Genomic DNA, 16,686 nt, shown 5'->3' on the forward strand with positions numbered 1-16,686 from the left:
GAAACGGCATCCTTTTTTGTGCTTAAGCTTATATTTCAATTTAAAGCTTTAATTAAATTGTATGCTACTCACATAATAAGATACTGAAACAAGTTCAGTACAAAAAAGATATAGTGTAAAGCGGGAAATAGCTACTAATGATACATTTTATTTATTAAAAAGAAATCGGCAATAACTAAGGCCGCCATGGCTTCTACGATAGGCACTGCACGTGGTACAACACATGGATCGTGACGTCCTTTGCCTTGCATTTCAACAGTGTTTCCTTCTTTATCAATCGTTTCGTATTTCTGAATAAGGGTTGCCACAGGTTTAAAAGCCACGTTAAAATAGATATCCATACCGTTACTTATTCCGCCTTGAATACCTCCAGAAAAGTTTGTTTTAGTAGTTCCGTCGTTATTAAATTTATCGTTGTGATCGCTTCCGTACATGGTGCTTCCCTCAAAACCACTACCGTACTCAAAACCTTTTACAGCGTTTATAGACAGCATGGCTTTACCTAATTCGGCATGTAATTTATCGAAAACCGGCTCACCTAAACCAACAGGTACATTTTTAATCACACAACTTACAATTCCACCAACGGTATCTCCTTTTCCGCGGACTTCTTTAATATAAGTTTCCATTTTAGCTGCCATATCTTGATCTGGACAACGCACAATATTAGATTCTATTTTTGTAAGATCTAATTCGTTGTATGGTTTATCCAGTTTCATAGTACCAACGCCCGAAACATAAGCTGTAAACTCAATATTTTTAAGCATTTGTTTGGCTATGGCCCCAGCAACTACTCGACATGCCGTTTCGCGCGCAGAACTGCGTCCGCCACCACGATAATCACGAATGCCGTATTTTTTATCGTAAGTGTAATCGGCGTGACTTGGCCTGTAACTATCTTTTATATGCGAATAATCGTGAGATTTTTGGTTGGTATTTTCAATAACAAAACCAATGGAAGTTCCTGTAGTTACCCCCTCAAAAATCCCTGAATGAAACTTTACGGTATCTGGTTCTTTACGTTGTGTAACAATGGCAGATTGCCCTGGTTTACGTCTATCTAATTCATTTTGAATTGCATCTAAATCTAATTCGATTCCAGCAGGACAGCCGTCTATAACACCGCCTAAAGCAGGTCCGTGAGATTCGCCGTAAGTGGTTAAATTAAATAGTTTTCCGAAGGAATTACCAGCCATAATATATTTTTTTTGCTAAAGTAAATCTATTCTTAGAAATACGAAAACTAAAATCCACTATGCCAACAATTATTTACAAAACCGCACTTAACAATATAATAACAATAGACTCATATTTAGATAATTATGTCTTAATATTCAATTCATACTTAAGCGTTTAATTTATGTAATTCTAAAAGTCAAGCCTTTGAAAATTAAACGAAAAATTGAAATTGCAGTCATTTCCGATGTGCATTTGGGCACTTACGGTTGTCATGCCAAACATTTACTCACCTACCTAAACAGTATTGCGCCTAAAAAACTCATTCTTAATGGCGATATTATTGATATATGGCAATTTAGTAAACGGTATTTCCCAAAACCACATTTAAAAGTCATTAAAAAAATCATGTCTATGGCAGCCAATGGTGTTGAAGTGATTTACATTACGGGAAATCATGATGAAATGCTTCGGAAATTTAGCAATACCACCATTGGAAATATTTCAATTGTTGACAAATTGGTTTTAGAACTCGATGGCAAAAAAGCTTGGTTTTTTCATGGTGATGTATTCGATATTTCTATTCAAAATGCCAAATGGTTAGCGAAACTAGGGGGCTATGGTTACGATTTGCTTACCCTACTTAACAAAATGGTGAATTGGTATTTAGAAAAACGCGGGAAAGAACGGTATTCCTTATCTAAAAAGGTGAAAAACGGTGTAAAAGGCGCTGTAAAATATATTAACGATTTTGAAAAAGTAATTGCTGAAATTGCTATTGAAAACAGTTACGACTATGTGATTTGCGGACATATTCATCAGCCAAAAATGACATATATTGAAAACAAACAAGGCAAAACCATGTATTTGAATTCTGGCGATTGGGTTGAAAATTTTACGGCTCTAGAATATCAATTTAAACGATGGAAAATTTACAATTTTAGTCAGGATAAATTAGCACCTTTTATTGTTCATGATGATTTTGCCGAAATGGAAATTAAAGACTTAATTGCTGCCATTACCATATTACCACAAAATTCAAATGAATAGCTTATTTTGAAGGTTTGCCTCTATTTTCAGTTGAAAACTATTAATTATTAAACCAATGCTTCTCTTAAAATAGTAACTGGGTGTTTGGCTTCGCGTTGTGCGCCATCTTTTATTTGATGCCTGCAACTGGTACCATTGGCTGCTATAATTGTGTCTTTTGAAGCCTTTCTAACTGCAGGAAGTAAAGTTTGTTCGCCTACGTTCATGCTCACTTCGTAATGTTCTTTTTCGAAACCAAAACTTCCAGCCATACCACAACAGCCGCTTGGAATAATGGTGGCTTTATAATTTTGCGGAAGATTTAATAATTTAAAAGTAGACATTTGATTGCTCAATGCTTTTTGATGGCAGTGCGCATGTATTTTTACAACTTTTGAATCTGATTTAAATTGTTTTTCTGAAATGTTACCTTTTTCAAGTTCTGAAAGCAGAAAATCTTCAATAATATAGGAATGTTTTGCAATTTCTTTTGCTGCTTCAACATCGTCTGCCAACATTAAATATTCATCTTTAAACGTATAAATAGCTGAAGGTTCTATACCTATTAACGGGGTTTCTTCTGAAATTAAACCTTTAAAAGCTGCCACATTTGTTATGGCACAAGTTTTAGCCTGATCTAAAAAACCTTTAGATATAAAAGCACGACCCGATTCGGTATGTTTAACATATTTCACATCATAATTTAAAGCTTGCAATAAGGCAATGGCATCTAAACCTATCGAAGTTTCTAAAAAATTGGTAAACTCATCAACAAATAAATAAACGGTTTTAATGTAATTGGTTTTAATCGTTTCCTTTTTAAAGGCTTTAATATGACTGTTTAAACTTTTGGATGACAATAAAGGCATACTGCGGTCTGGCGCAATTCCAAATGCTTTCTTGATTAAACTGGAAGTGGTTTTATTTTCAAAAAAGAAATTAGTAATGCCTGAAAAGTTAGAAGCTAAAGTATTCACCTTATTATTATAGGCAAATAATTTAGTGCGTAAATCGGTACCGTTAACTTTTTGGTATTGGTATAAAAATTCAGCTTTCATAACAGCAATATCTACCGTGCTTGGGCACTCATTTAAACAAGCTTTACAACTTAAGCACAAATCAAGCACTTCTTTAAGCTCTTTATGATTAAAAGGGTTCTCGCCTTCTTTGGTATTGGTTAAAAATTCACGCAAGGCATTGGCGCGCGCACGGGTAACATCCTTTTCGTTTCGTGTCGCTCTGTAACTTGGACACATGGTCCCTCCCATTTCTGGAGATTTTCTGCAATCGCCACTGCCGTTACATTTTTCTGCTTGACGCAAAATACCTTCTGAATGGGAAAAATTCATTAAGGTTTTAATTTCAGGTTCCTTTCGGTCTGAAACATAACGCAGTTTTTCATCCATTGGAAAGGCATCTACTATTTTACCTTGATTAAATATATTTTCTGGATCGAAAACAGTTTTAATACGTCTTACAATATCATAATTTTCCTGACCAATCATTAACGGAATAAACTCGGCTCGAACAATACCATCGCCGTGTTCTCCAGACATGGAACCGCCATATTTTTTAACCAAATGTGCCACATCGGTGGTTATTTTCCTGAAAAGTTTGACATCTTCACTTACTTTTAAATTTAAAACAGGCCTTAAATGCAATTCGCCTGCGCCGGCATGAGCGTAATAAATGGCTTTTTGATTGTAACCATCCATAATCGCTGTAAATTCATTGATGTAATTAGCAAAATCTGATAAAGCGACTGCGGTATCTTCAATACATGCCGCCGATTTTTTATCTCCAATAATATTTCCCAATAACCCCAATCCGGCTTTTCTTAGCTCAATAGCTTTATCGATATCTTCATCAAAAAGCACTACATTAGCATAACTTAAGCCTTCTTTTTCAAGTGATTTAACCAAAGCTTCTGCCAAAATTTTTACGACTTCAATCGTGTCTGCTTTAAGTTCACACATTAAAATAGCTTCTGGATCACCAACAATAAATTGTCGGTTTTCCTGCTGTTTTAAATTGTTTTTGGTGCAATCTAAAATGATTTTGTCCATCATTTCGCACATATATAAATGGTGCGCCATACATGTTGTAGTGTCTACCAAAGCATCTTCAATACTTTTAAAATGTGCAGCCACCATAATACGTTCTGTTGGTGGTAAAGGGTCTAATTTTAAAGTAATTTCAGTAGTAAAAGCTAATGTGCCTTCACTTCCCGATAATAAATTACATAGATTAAAAGGTTTGTTCGATCCTGAAAACACTTCAGAATCAATTAATTTATCTAAGGCGTAACCTGTATTTCTTCTATGTATTTCTGGTTTTGGGAAATTATCGTGAATCTGTTTTTTTACAGTATCACTTTGTAACTCATTATATATGGTATTATAAATAGTACCTTCTAAAGATTGTAAAGCTAACTTTTCTTTAAATTGGTTCGGAGTTAAATCGCTAAAAACAGCTTCATCGCCATTACTTAAAATCGTTTTCAATGCTACAACTTTATCGCGTGTCACTCCGTATTGAATAGACGTTGTTCCCGAGGAGTTATTGCCTACCATACCGCCAATCATACAACGGTTAGAGGTTGATGTATCTGGAGAGAAGAATAATTTATAAGGTTTTAAAAATAAATTTAGTTCATCTTTTACAACACCTGGTTGAACTGTTACCGTTTTTGCCGTTTCATCTACACTTATAATATTTGCAAAATGCTTCGAAACATCAACAACAATACCTTCTCCAACACATTGTCCCGCTAAAGATGTTCCAGCGGTTCTAGGAATTAAAGTCGTTGCATTTTCCTTAGCAAACTGAATTAGTAATTTTATGTCTTCTATGGTTTTTGGGTACGCAACCGCCTGTGGAAGTCTTCGATACACTGATGCATCGGTCGCATAAATAGCTTTTATTAAATCATCATAAAACAGTTCTCCTGATAATTTAGATTTTAAAATCTTTAATTCCATTTGTTTATAAAATTTGATATACCGCTAATTCATTCAATATTCCCGCTGCTGAAAACTTATCCTAACGGACGAGGAATATACTATATATATTCATATTTTAAACGAACTTATTAAATATTTCAAAACACTAAAATTTGAATTTCTCCACGATTTTATAATATTAACTGATAACCAACATCATACAAATTTGTAAGATTACCCAGAAATAAACACGTAAGCCGTTTAAGGCAAAAATTTGCGTTCTGTCTAAAATACTCTATACCGTTTTAAAAATATCCCTATATTTGTTTTAAACTTATACACTATAAATTATGAAAAAAATAACTTTATTATTTGCTTTAGCTCTATTATTTGCAGCTCAAAATGTAACTAGCCAAGCTAGAAAAGAATTAAACTTTGGACTTGTAGGTCTTAATTATGAAATCCCTGTTAGTAAAAACATTACTATTGCTCCTGGTGTTGGAACTAGTTTAGATTTTGATTGGGTAAACTTAGGCGTTAAAGCTAATTATTATTTCGATAATTTATTCGGTATTACTGCTGAAGCATGGGATGTTTACGGTGGTGCTAACGCAGGTTACTCTATTTGGACGGGTGACGGTGATGCTCATAGTAGTGATATTGATTTTGGATTACAAGTTGGTGGCCGTTGGTTCTGGAATGATAAATGGGGTGTGTACATAGAACTTGCTGGCGGAAACGTTGCTGGTTTATCTCCAGGAATTGGGGTTACAATGAAGCTATAAAACATTTATATTTTTATATACAATGCCTTGAGATTTTCTCAGGGCATTTTTTTGCTATATGAATTACTGATATTTATTTAAAACATCATACAAGCTAAATGATATCTGATTTTTTATTATATTTAATTGAAATTCAATCCATAAACTTAAAATCAAAAAACATGAGTACAAACAAATTCTTGATTCTTTTTTTAACCTTAATTACCTTAACTAGCTGTAAGGATAATAAAAAGGAGAATACAAATTCCGAACAATCAAATGAACCAACAGCAACAAAAACTGAAGCCGCAAGCTCGCAAGACATTGCTGGAAACTACGCAACTGCAGAATATAGCAAACGAAATGAAGGTTATGATTGGATTGGAGTAAATGTGAGCCAATTAAATGAAAACGAAATTAATATTCGTGTTCGTTCTAGAGCCGACAAAAAAAAGCCTACCTGTACATTCGACACTAAAGCACACAAAAAAAGTAATAATACCTATTATACTGCTGTAGATGGAAAAACTGTACTTTTTACATTTAACGCAGGTAAATTAACTATCGCAACTGAAAATGCTTCAGACGATTCAGCACTTTATTTTTATTGCTCTGGAGGTGCAACATTTGCTGGTGAATACAGTAAAATTGATGGCGCATTAGATGCTTCACAAGTCGATAAAACTGCTTTCACCAAAATACTAAATCTCCAAGATATTGGATTTAATGTAAAATCGGTTGAAAAAGGTGGCCAAACAGAATTAACAGTTCTAGCTTTTGGTTTAGATGAAAACCACGGTAACCCACAAAAAGCAACATTTAAAGGTCATGTTGTTGATGCTGAAGTTGAAGATTTAGATTCTGATGGTTCTCCAGAACTTGTGGTTTACACTAAATCTAATGATGGTTATGGAAGTGTATTAGGTTTTTCTACCCTAAAGAAAAAATCTATGGTTCCTATTTATTTCCCTCCTACTAGCGAAAATTCTAAAATAAATGAAGGCTATAAAGGTCAAGATGAATTTTCTTTAATTGAAACAACATTAGGGCAACGTTTTCCTACCGCAAACGGTACGAGACAAGTTAGCTATAAACTTAAAAACGGAGAAGCTTCAAAAGTATTTGAAGTATCTAATGTTTCTGATTATTAATATCATCTAATAACTAAGCATAAAAAAAGCGTCAAAATTTGACGCTTTTTTTTATATAAATTCTTCTAGAAAAATAGTTATTGTAGTCATAAACTTTTGGCTAATGTCTCCTCATAAATAGCTTCATATTTGGGTACAATAGCTTGCAAACCAAATTTCATTGCTTCTTTTCTTGCGTTTAGTTTAAATATATTTAATCGATCTTCATCACTCAAGATGTATAAGGCATTTTTGCTCATATCTTCAACATCGCCAACATTACTTAAAAATCCAGATTTACCATGAATGTTAACTTCTGGTATACCACCTGTATTACTCGAAATTACAGGAACACCAGAGGCCATAGCTTCTAGAGCAGCTAATCCAAAACTTTCTGTTTGTGAAGGCAATAGAAATAAATCGCTAAAACATAAAATTTTATCAATTTCATTACTTTTTCCGAAGAAAATCACCTTGTCTGAAATACCTAATTCCTGGCAACGTAGCTCTACAGCTTCTTTATCAGGGCCTTCACCAATAAACATCAGTTTAGCTGGAATTTCCTTTTGAATATTATAGAAAATACTAATCACATCCTGCACACGTTTTACTGGTCGCAAATTACTAATGTGTGTGATTATTTTTTCATCATCCTTTGCCATCATTCCACGCTGACAATCAGCTAATTTATGGGCATTATGTTTAACTAAATCTATAAAGTTAGGCACTACATTGATTTCATTTTTAATATCAAATAAACGTAAAGTGTCTTCTTTTAAACTCTCTGAAACTGCGGTAACCGCATCTGATTTATTAATACTAAAGGTGACTGCTGGTTTATAAAACGGGTGGCTACCAACTAAAGTAATGTCGGTACCATGTAGTGTAGTTACAATTGGTACGTAAATACCATCTTCTTGCAACATTTTTTGCGCCATATAAGCTGCATAAGCATGAGGAATAGCATAATGTACATGTAAGATCTCTATTTTATGCAATTTAACCATATCAACCAATTTGCTTGACAAAGCAAGCTCGTATGGTTGGTAATGAAATAACGGATATTCTGGAACGGTTACTTCGTGATAATGCACATTATTACTTAGTAACTCTAAACGCACAGGCTGATTATAGGTAATAAAATGTATTTCATGACCTCGTTTAGAAAGTTCTAAACCTAATTCTGTAGCCACTACGCCACTACCTCCAAAAGTTGGATAACAAACAATCCCTATTTTCATTTAATAAGTTTTAAGTGTCTAAAGTTAAAAGTACTTAATGTTTTACTGAAAACTTTAAATACTTAGAAATGGATATAAAATAAAAAAAACTTGTTATATCAAGTTCTGTTTTACAAATAATAAATTAATCTCGGCTCTATTATAGGTTTTAATCTTCTATGGCTTCGTATATCAAACTCTGAATATTGGTTCTAATATCTGCTCGCAATAATAAGTTTATGGCCGCACTTGGATACGTTCGGTTTGCTAAAAACACATAAACAATTTCCTTATCCGGGTCTGCCCATGTGTAAGTTCCTGTAAAACCAGAGTGTCCAAAACTACTCATAGACACACATCCACAGGTTGGACCACCGCCTCCCGGCTCTGGTTTATCGAATCCTATAGCCCTTCGGTTACCTTTATCAAGGAAATAGCGTGTATTAAACTTATCAATAGTTTCTGCTTTAAAATACCTTTTCCCGCCATAAAATCCTTTTTGCAAATACATTTGCATAATTTTCGCCACATCATTGGCATTGCTAAAAACTCCAGCATGTCCGCCTACCCCATTTTGCATAGCTGCTCCCATATCATGAACATAACCATGAACCGTTTGGTATCTATAATAATCATCAACCTCGGTAGGTACAATTTTCTTACTGCTTATACTGTGATAAGGATTATACATGGTATGGTTTGCTCCTAAAGGGTCGTAAAAATGTGATTTTGTTAACTGGTCTAGTGTTCTGTCGTAATGTTGCTCAATAAATTTCTTTAAAATGTAATATGGAAAATCACTGTAACGGTATCTTAGCCGACTTAACAGTTCTGAGTTTTTAATGATTTCAGGAATAGAATCCTGATAATCAGCACGCATATAAAGGTTTTTTGCAACTTCAACCGTGAAATTGTCTACTTTTTCTTTTCTATAATAGGTAGCACTAGGATGTTTCGTTGCAGGATCTAAGGTGTGATAATAAAAAGGCTCCCATGGCTTTAAACGCGCATAATGAGACAGCATGGTTTTAATGGTAACATCTTCTTTATTGGAACCTATATATTCTGGTAATAATTCCGAAAGTTTAGAATCTAAACTTATTAAACCTTGTTCTTCAAGCTCCATAACTAAGGGTAATGTGGCTAAAATTTTAGTTAACGAAGCCACATCATAAATATCATCAAAAGCTACTTTTTCTTTGCCTTCATAAGTGTGCTTTCCAAAGTTTTTAGAATAAATAACTTTTCCTTTTCTTGCAACAAGCATTTGAATTCCAGGTGTCATTTTTTTAGCAACAGCATAATTGGCAATAGAATCAATTTTCATTAATTTTTTAGAATTTACGCCAACACGTTCTGGAATGGTATATCCCAATCTTTTAATATTTGGTGTTAGAATACCTGTATTCATTGGAAAATAATAACCAACTGTAACAGGTAACATTCCCTTTGAAGCCAAGGCTCCAAAAATTATTTGAGCCGACTTTTGCTGAGCAATTTCACTATTTTGATAGCTTACAACAATGCCTTCTATATTTAATATACTTTTTAAATCTGCTAGCGCATAAGGTTTTACAAAAACATCTAATATAACAGTATGATTTTTAGCGATTTCTTCAATCCAAATCAATTCCGCTTCACTAAACTCGTAAGCTTTCCATGGGTTTTTATTTGAACGGTGAAAACCGATTACCACCGTATTATAAGCCTGTAATTTTCCTTCAAGTTCCCCTAATGTGGACCCTGAAATGGCGTGTACTTTAGTGTATTTTTTAAGTTCATTAAAAAAGGCTGAACCAGAATCGTCTCCCATAGCTACATAAGCGATAGACTTGGTTTCTAATTCTTTAAGAGGTAGTAAATCATTATCATTTTTAACAATGGTAATTGCATTTTCAAGGAGTTCTTCATAAAGAATATCATCCTCTAGGCGGTTTAAATCCTTAGAAAGATTCGTTAAAGAAATAGGTTTGTAATGATTTAAGCCTACTTTATATTTTGCTTGAAGAATTTTTTTAACCGAATGTTCCAAACGTGCTTCAGTTATCTTTCCTTTTTTATAAGCATTCATCAATTTAGAAACACCAATACCAACGTTTTCAGACATGAGCATCACATCATTTCCGGCTAAAAATGCTGCCAAATCGATATCGCCAGTTTCACTGAAATCGGCAGCTCCTTTCATGGTTAAAGCATCGGTAAAAATAAGCCCTTTAAATCCTAATTTATTCTTTAAAATATCAGTTACAATATGTTTTGAAAGTGACGAGGGCAATCCTGCTTCGGGCTCTAGACTTGGCACATTTAAATGCGCCACCATCACGCTAGAAAGATTTTCTTTAATTAATTTTTTATAAGGATATAATTCAACAGAATCAATGCGTTTTTCATCAAAATTAATGGTTGGTAAGGTTTTATGTGAATCTTGAGAAGTATCACCATGACCAGGAAAATGTTTCGCATTCGCCAAAACCCCTGCGCCTTGCATCCCTTTCATAAAAGCTTCGGCTTTTTCGGTTACGTTATCCCGATCTTCACCGAAAGAACGGTTCCCAATAATCGGGTTTTTAGGGTTCGTATTGATATCTACAACTGGAGCAAAATTAAAATGCACCCCTAAACGTTTACAATGTTCACCAATATGTTTTCCTGCGCGTTCTACTAATTTATTATCTTTAATGGCACCTAAAGTCATATTCCAAGGAAAGGCATAAGTAGAATCTAAACGCATGCTTAACCCCCATTCTGCATCCATTCCAATAAGCATTGGCACCTTAGCTAAAGCTTGTAATTCATTATCTAATTTAGCTTGTCTATAAGGCCCTCCTAGGGAATATATAATACCACCAATATGATGTTTTTTAATATCGTTAATTACTTTTTTCTTTGAAGCTTCACTTTGATTGGACATGACTTGAACCATATATAATTGACCAACTTTTTCGGCCAAAGACATGGAATTATAAATACTATCTACCCATTTTTTTTGAGCATTTACGTCTTTTGCTAATAGTGGATTGGGGGTGTTTTGACCAAAACTAAAAAGAGTTGCAATACAAAAGAAACTTAATAAAAAAATATGACGCATAAAACGGAGTAATTAATAAGGGATTAGTCGTAATTCGTGTACATTAATAACCATGCCAAAATACCACTTTTAAAAAGAAGATAAAAAAACTTTATGATAGAATTATAAAGAAGGTTGTGAACATAACTTTGGTTTTTTACCCGTTTACATTCACAAATTTTGAAAATCTTCTATTATAGAGAGACGCTTAATTAATCACCATCATTATCTGTTGGTAAAACTGTAACAGACAAAACACTTGCGGCATCTACTGACAAATATTTAACCAAATAACAGGAATATAAAACAGCTTTAATGGAAGACACTTATTTAATAAAACGACTGTGCCAGCTATCGCTTGCAGGAACCTCCCAACTTTCATTAAATTCGGCAACGGTAGTCACTAAATTATTGAAAACAATGGTGTTTTTTGAAACGGCTTTATCTTTTGCCATTTTTCTGAAATCGGTAAGGGATTTATAAGCCACATACTCGCCTTGTTTGTAAGATACATTCATTTTATCCATTAAATCGACGTTGTAATCTTTTTCTAGTTGCTGAATGAAATTCACTGAACTATCGATTGAACATCCTGTGGCTTTATTAGCTGTTTGATCTAAACCAATCACTATAAAGCGCTTATATTTAATGGTGTAACCTGCTTGTAGATCACTACCGTGAGCTGCCCAGTTTTCTATAAAAACATTTAATTTAGACTGAATTTCTTCAATTTCTTCTTCGGAAAATGAACGATTAGCTTGATAAATCCAAACTCTTGACTCTTCTGGTAATGTATTAAAATCTACTAGCATTTTTTTTGAATTAAAATTTATTTGATGCAGATATCCGTATAAAAATGATTACAAACCTAAAGCGTTAGCAATTAATTCTGCAACATCCAGAACTTTTACTTCGCTTTCTTTTTCTTTTACTTTAACGCCATCGGTCATCATGGTATTGCAATACGGGCACCCTGTTGCAATAACATCTGGTTGTGTTTCTAGGGCATCTTCAGTTCTAAGCACATTAACATCTTTGTCGCCTTTTTCGGGTTCTTTAAACATTTGTGCGCCGCCTGCACCACAGCATAAAGCAGTACGCTTATGCCTTTTCATTTCTACAATGTTAGCCTTTGTTTGGCTTAAAATGTTTCTAGGCGCATCGTATTCATTATTAGCACGACCTAAATAACAAGGGTCGTGAAACGTTATTTTTTTGCCTTTATATAAATCGCCTTCCACTTTTAATTGTCCGGAAGCGATTAGGTTGTTTATAAACTGCGTGTGATGAATAACTTCATATTTCCCACCTAAGCTTGGGTATTCATTTTTTAAACAATTAAATGAATGTGGATCGCAGGTTACTATTTTTTTTACTTCGTAAGCGTTTAATATTTCGATATTGGTAACGGCTTGCATTTGAAACAAAAACTCGTTTCCGGCTCGTTTTGCAACATCTCCTGTACAGCTTTCTTCGGTACCTAATACAGCAAAATCGACATTGGCTTTGTTTAATATTTTAACGAAAGCTTTTGTTATTTTTTTGGCTCTATCATCAAAACTACCCGCAGAACCTACCCAAAATAATATTTCTGGTTGTTTTCCTTGAGCCATGCAGTCTGCCATGGTTGGTACTTTGAGTAAATCGCTCATTTGTTATTGGTTTAAAAGTTTAAACCTGCTGTATTTTAAAATATTGCAGGATTATTGTTTTATGTTGCGTGTGCGTTAGGGATTGTAGCGGCATCCTTTTTTGCCATTAAAAGCAAAAAAGATATAGCGGAAAGCCCGACCCTTTTCGGGTAACGCCCAAATTACTTTTTTATTCGTTTTTCCAGTTTAATCGGTCCATTTGATTGTATGGCCATGGTGCGCCATTGTTCTCGATATTCGACATCATATTATTAAGCTCGGTTGGTGCTGCGGATTGCTCCATAACCAAATAACGACGCATTTCTAAAATGATTGACAAAGGATCGATACTCACTGGACATTCTTCTACACAGGCATTACATGTGGTACATGCCCAAAGCTCTTCGGCGGTAATGTAATCGCCTAAAAGTTGTTTTCCATCGTCTTTAAACTCGCCTTTATTAGCATCGATGTTTTTGCCTACCTCTTCTAAACGGTCTCGGGTATCCATCATGATTTTTCGAGGCGACAATTTTTTGCCTGTTAAATTTGCAGGGCATGAAGAGGTGCATCTACCGCACTCGGTACAGGTATATGCGCCCAAAAGTTGTACCCAGTTTAAATCTTGTACGTCGCTGGCTCCAAATTTTGCAGGAACTTCGTCTTCTGCTCCTTCTGGAGCTGCTGCAAATGGATCGGCATTTGGATCCATCATCATTTTTACTTCTTTGGTTACGGCTTCAAGGTTATTAAATTCGCCTTTAGGTTTTAGTTTCCCGTAATAAGTGTTAGGAAAGGCCAATAAAATATGAAGGTGCTTAGAAAAATATAAGTAGTTTAAAAATATTAAAATACCTATAATGTGCAGCCACCACGCTCCTCTTTCGATAACATGCAATGTTGTTTCTGGTAACCCGCTAAATAAAGGGGCTATATATTGACTGATAACATTTCCTGTGTTCATGGCTTGAAAATGCACATCGGTAGCATTCATAACCAAAAACAGCGTCATAAGCACCATTTCAAAATAAAGGATGATATTTCCGTCGCTTTTTGGCCAACCTTTCATTTCGCTTTTCCAGAAACGTGCCAGTTTAATGATGTTTCTCCTAATCCAGAAAACAGTAACCGAAACGAAAACTAAAGCTGCCAAAATTTCGAAAAATCCAATAAGAAAACCATAAGGAGCACCTATTGATGAAAATATACGATGGGTGCCTAATAGGCCATCGATTATAATTTCTAAAACTTCTATATTTATAATGATGAAGCCTACATAAACAATAATATGTAAAAATCCTGAAACCGGACGACGCACCATTTTGCTTTGCCCCAAGGCAACGCGAGCCATGTTTTTAAAACGTTGGGATTTATTATCGCTAACATCGACATCCTGCCCTAACTTTATATTTCTAGTAAGTTTTTTTACATTTTTTACAAAATAGCCAACCCCTAAAATAAGTATAACAGCGAATATAATATTTGGTAGAAACTGCATGGTTATTTAATTAGTTAGATTCTGGGTTCTCTTCGTAAGGAATTTCTTTTTTAGATAAGATTCGAGTATATCTGTTTGGATGTAATTTGATATCTCTAATAAGCTCCTCTAGTTCACTTGAAGCAGCTTCAAGGTTATTGTATAAGGCATCTTCTTTTATAAGTTTCCCCATACTACCTTCTCCGTTCTGTATGGCTCCAATAATATTATCGAAGTTTTTAAGCGTCGATTCTAAATTTTTAAGGATATGATCTAAGTTAGATTCAGACAATTTATTTGTAACCACAGCTAGATTGCCTGTAATTTTATCGGCATTTACTAAAATGCTATCTAGATGCTCTTGATTACTAACAATAACATGATTTAAAGACTGAGATGTTTTTTTAAACGAACCAATGGTTGAACTTAGCTCGGCAATACTTTTTTTAAGATTTGCCTTTGCTTCATCATCAAAAACATCGTTTAAATTGTTTAATAAGATATCGGCACTTACTATCATTTTTTCAGCACTTTCTTGAATTGGCGTTAGTTTTTCACCAACCAAATCTAGAATACCTTCTTTTATGTTACTCTTTAAATAGGCGCCATCTTTAGCAACTGCAGCACCATCAAAAGCTGGTACGATAGCAACCGCTTTTCCTCCAATAAGACCTGTATCGTAAAGTTGGGCCACACTATTTTCTGAAAATTTAAAGTCGGTATCGATCATAAGAGTTACCACTAATTTCCCAGAACCGTCGTTTTTAAAACTAATATCTGTGACTTTCCCAACGTTTAATCCGCTTATTGTAACGGGTGTAGACGACACTAAGCCTTCTACATTTTTAAATTCGGTATAATATGTTTTGGAAGATTCGAGCAGATTTTGCCCTTTTAAAAAATTAAACCCAAAAATAAATAGGATGATTCCTAAAATAACGAGTACGCCTGTTTTTACTTCTCTTGATATCTGCAAAATGATTGTATTTATTAAGGCAAATTTAATATAAATTTAAAAAGAACTACCTTAATTACTTATTGATTTTAAAGCAGCGTCTAAAGCAATTTTTTTACCATCTTTAAAAGCAACAATAAAACTAGAGGGGTACCCCCTTTTCTTTGCTTCTGCTTCAAGCCTTTTAACGTCTTCATAACTTGAAGTGTTTCCATAAAAATACTTGTAGAGATTGCCTGATTTTATATTAGAAATAGAATTTAAACCATTAAAGTTATAGGATTTGTTTTCTAAAAATTTGGAACTTGCTGCAATTTGAACCTTAAAAATAACGTTTGATGCAGTTGCTGCTTCGGTTGAAGGTGAAGTTGATGTTGTTTCTGGTGAAAACTCTTCAACAATAGGATATTCATGAACGTTTTTATCTAAACTCTTTTTGTATTCGATAATAGCATTATAAATAGCTTCTGAAATTTGTTTTTGCCCTTTTGAAGAATTTAAATACGCGCCTTCCTTTTTATAGCTTAAAAACCCCGTTTCAACCAAAACGCTAGGCATTACCGTTTGATGTAAAACGATAAATCCTGCTTGTTTAACGCCTCTATCTTTTCGCTTTAAGTTGTTGGTGAACGCTTTTTGAATTAGGCTCGCTAACATAATACTTTGGTCTAAATACTCCTCTTGGCTAAGCAAGATACTCATCACCGATTCTGGTGAGTTCGGATCGAAACCTGCATAATTGCTTTTATAATCATCCTCCATAAAAATTACAGAGTTTTCTCGTTTAGCCACTTCAAAATTGGTATTATTTCTATGGGTTCCTAAAACGAAAGTTTCGGTTCCATGTGCTGAAGAATGGTGCGCATTACAATGTACCGATACAAATAAATCGGCATTAGCCTCATTAGCTATTTTACCACGCACGAACAAATCGATAAATTTATCTTTTTTTCTAGTGTAAATCACTTTAATATCGGCGTTCTTTTCAAGCAATCTCCCCACTTCTAAAACAACGTTTAAGGCAATATCCTTCTCTTTATAACCGTTACCCATGTTGCCTGGATCGTGTCCACCATGTCCGGCATCTAAAACCACAACGAACTTTTTAGAAAGATCGTTGGATTTAAAACTAACAAACGAGGAGCATGTTAATACAATTATAATGGATACGAAAAATATAATTTTATGCGTTTTCATGTGGTAAATCCTATTTTTTTTATGGCGCTATAAAACATAACATAAATTTATTTTACTTAATAAACTCTATTGAAAGTGTTTTATTTAGTTTTATTAGT

At 34.2% G+C, this 16,686-nt stretch carries 12 protein-coding genes; 3 read left to right on the forward strand and 9 right to left on the reverse strand.

Annotated elements, in window-relative coordinates; genetic code table 11:
* Positions 1-134 precede the first annotated feature (134 nt).
* Positions 135-1,196 (reverse strand): chorismate synthase, encoded by a 1,062-nt coding sequence (aroC, locus tag H6X70_RS10515; protein WP_194767647.1) that lies wholly within the window; start codon positions 1,194-1,196, stop codon positions 135-137.
* A 187-nt stretch (positions 1,197-1,383) separates the two neighbouring features.
* Here aroC and H6X70_RS10520 point away from each other — a divergent pair, with 187 nt between their 5' ends.
* A complete protein-coding gene (locus H6X70_RS10520) occupies positions 1,384-2,226 on the forward strand; it encodes a UDP-2,3-diacylglucosamine diphosphatase (protein ID WP_194767648.1) in 843 nt (280 codons plus the stop codon).
* A gap of 47 nt (positions 2,227-2,273) precedes the next feature.
* On the opposite strand, the gene H6X70_RS10525 is transcribed toward H6X70_RS10520, so the two are convergent.
* Positions 2,274-5,186, reverse strand: coding sequence for an FAD-binding and (Fe-S)-binding domain-containing protein (locus H6X70_RS10525; RefSeq protein ID WP_194767649.1), 2,913 nt, complete (start codon positions 5,184-5,186; stop codon positions 2,274-2,276).
* Between the two features lie 311 nt (positions 5,187-5,497).
* Here H6X70_RS10525 and H6X70_RS10530 point away from each other — a divergent pair, with 311 nt between their 5' ends.
* Both H6X70_RS10530 and H6X70_RS10535 read left to right on the forward strand, forming a co-directional pair.
* Positions 5,498-5,932: a hypothetical protein gene (locus H6X70_RS10530; protein ID WP_194767650.1), complete on the forward strand. Its 435-nt coding sequence runs from the start codon at positions 5,498-5,500 to the stop codon at positions 5,930-5,932.
* A gap of 161 nt (positions 5,933-6,093) precedes the next feature.
* Positions 6,094-7,062, forward strand: coding sequence for a hypothetical protein (locus H6X70_RS10535; RefSeq protein ID WP_194767651.1), 969 nt, complete (start codon positions 6,094-6,096; stop codon positions 7,060-7,062).
* 86 nt (positions 7,063-7,148) lie between these two features.
* Here the strand turns inward: H6X70_RS10535 and bshA are convergent, their stop codons facing one another.
* The 7 genes from bshA to H6X70_RS10570 all read right to left on the reverse strand — a co-directional run bounded on the left by bshA (position 7,149) and on the right by H6X70_RS10570 (position 16,588).
* Positions 7,149-8,282 (reverse strand): N-acetyl-alpha-D-glucosaminyl L-malate synthase BshA, encoded by a 1,134-nt coding sequence (gene bshA, locus H6X70_RS10540; protein WP_194767652.1) that lies wholly within the window; start codon positions 8,280-8,282, stop codon positions 7,149-7,151.
* 148 nt (positions 8,283-8,430) lie between these two features.
* Positions 8,431-11,349, reverse strand: a complete 2,919-nt coding sequence (locus H6X70_RS10545) for a glycoside hydrolase family 3 N-terminal domain-containing protein (RefSeq protein ID WP_194767653.1) — start codon at positions 11,347-11,349, stop codon at positions 8,431-8,433.
* Positions 11,350-11,654: 305 nt separating this feature from the next.
* The gene (locus H6X70_RS10550; protein ID WP_194767654.1) at positions 11,655-12,140 is read right to left on the reverse strand and encodes an ABC transporter ATPase; all 486 of its coding nucleotides are present in this window, start codon (positions 12,138-12,140) and stop codon (positions 11,655-11,657) included.
* A 48-nt stretch (positions 12,141-12,188) separates the two neighbouring features.
* Positions 12,189-12,980, reverse strand: coding sequence for a (Fe-S)-binding protein (locus tag H6X70_RS10555; RefSeq protein WP_194767655.1), 792 nt, complete (start codon positions 12,978-12,980; stop codon positions 12,189-12,191).
* A 169-nt stretch (positions 12,981-13,149) separates the two neighbouring features.
* Positions 13,150-14,457 (reverse strand): (Fe-S)-binding protein, encoded by a 1,308-nt coding sequence (locus H6X70_RS10560; RefSeq protein WP_194767656.1) that lies wholly within the window; start codon positions 14,455-14,457, stop codon positions 13,150-13,152.
* 10 nt (positions 14,458-14,467) lie between these two features.
* Entirely contained in the window at positions 14,468-15,412 is a 945-nt protein-coding gene (locus H6X70_RS10565) for an MlaD family protein (protein WP_194767657.1), read from the reverse strand.
* 51 nt (positions 15,413-15,463) lie between these two features.
* Positions 15,464-16,588 carry an N-acetylmuramoyl-L-alanine amidase gene (locus H6X70_RS10570; RefSeq protein WP_194767658.1) on the reverse strand — a complete coding sequence of 375 codons (1,125 nt, stop codon included), beginning with the start codon at positions 16,586-16,588 and terminating at the stop codon, positions 15,464-15,466.
* Positions 16,589-16,686: the final 98 nt, after the last annotated feature.

The sequence above is a fragment of the Tamlana sp. I1 genome, assembly GCF_015355625.1.
In the GTDB taxonomy this organism is placed as follows: Bacteria; Bacteroidota; Bacteroidia; order Flavobacteriales; family Flavobacteriaceae; genus Pseudotamlana.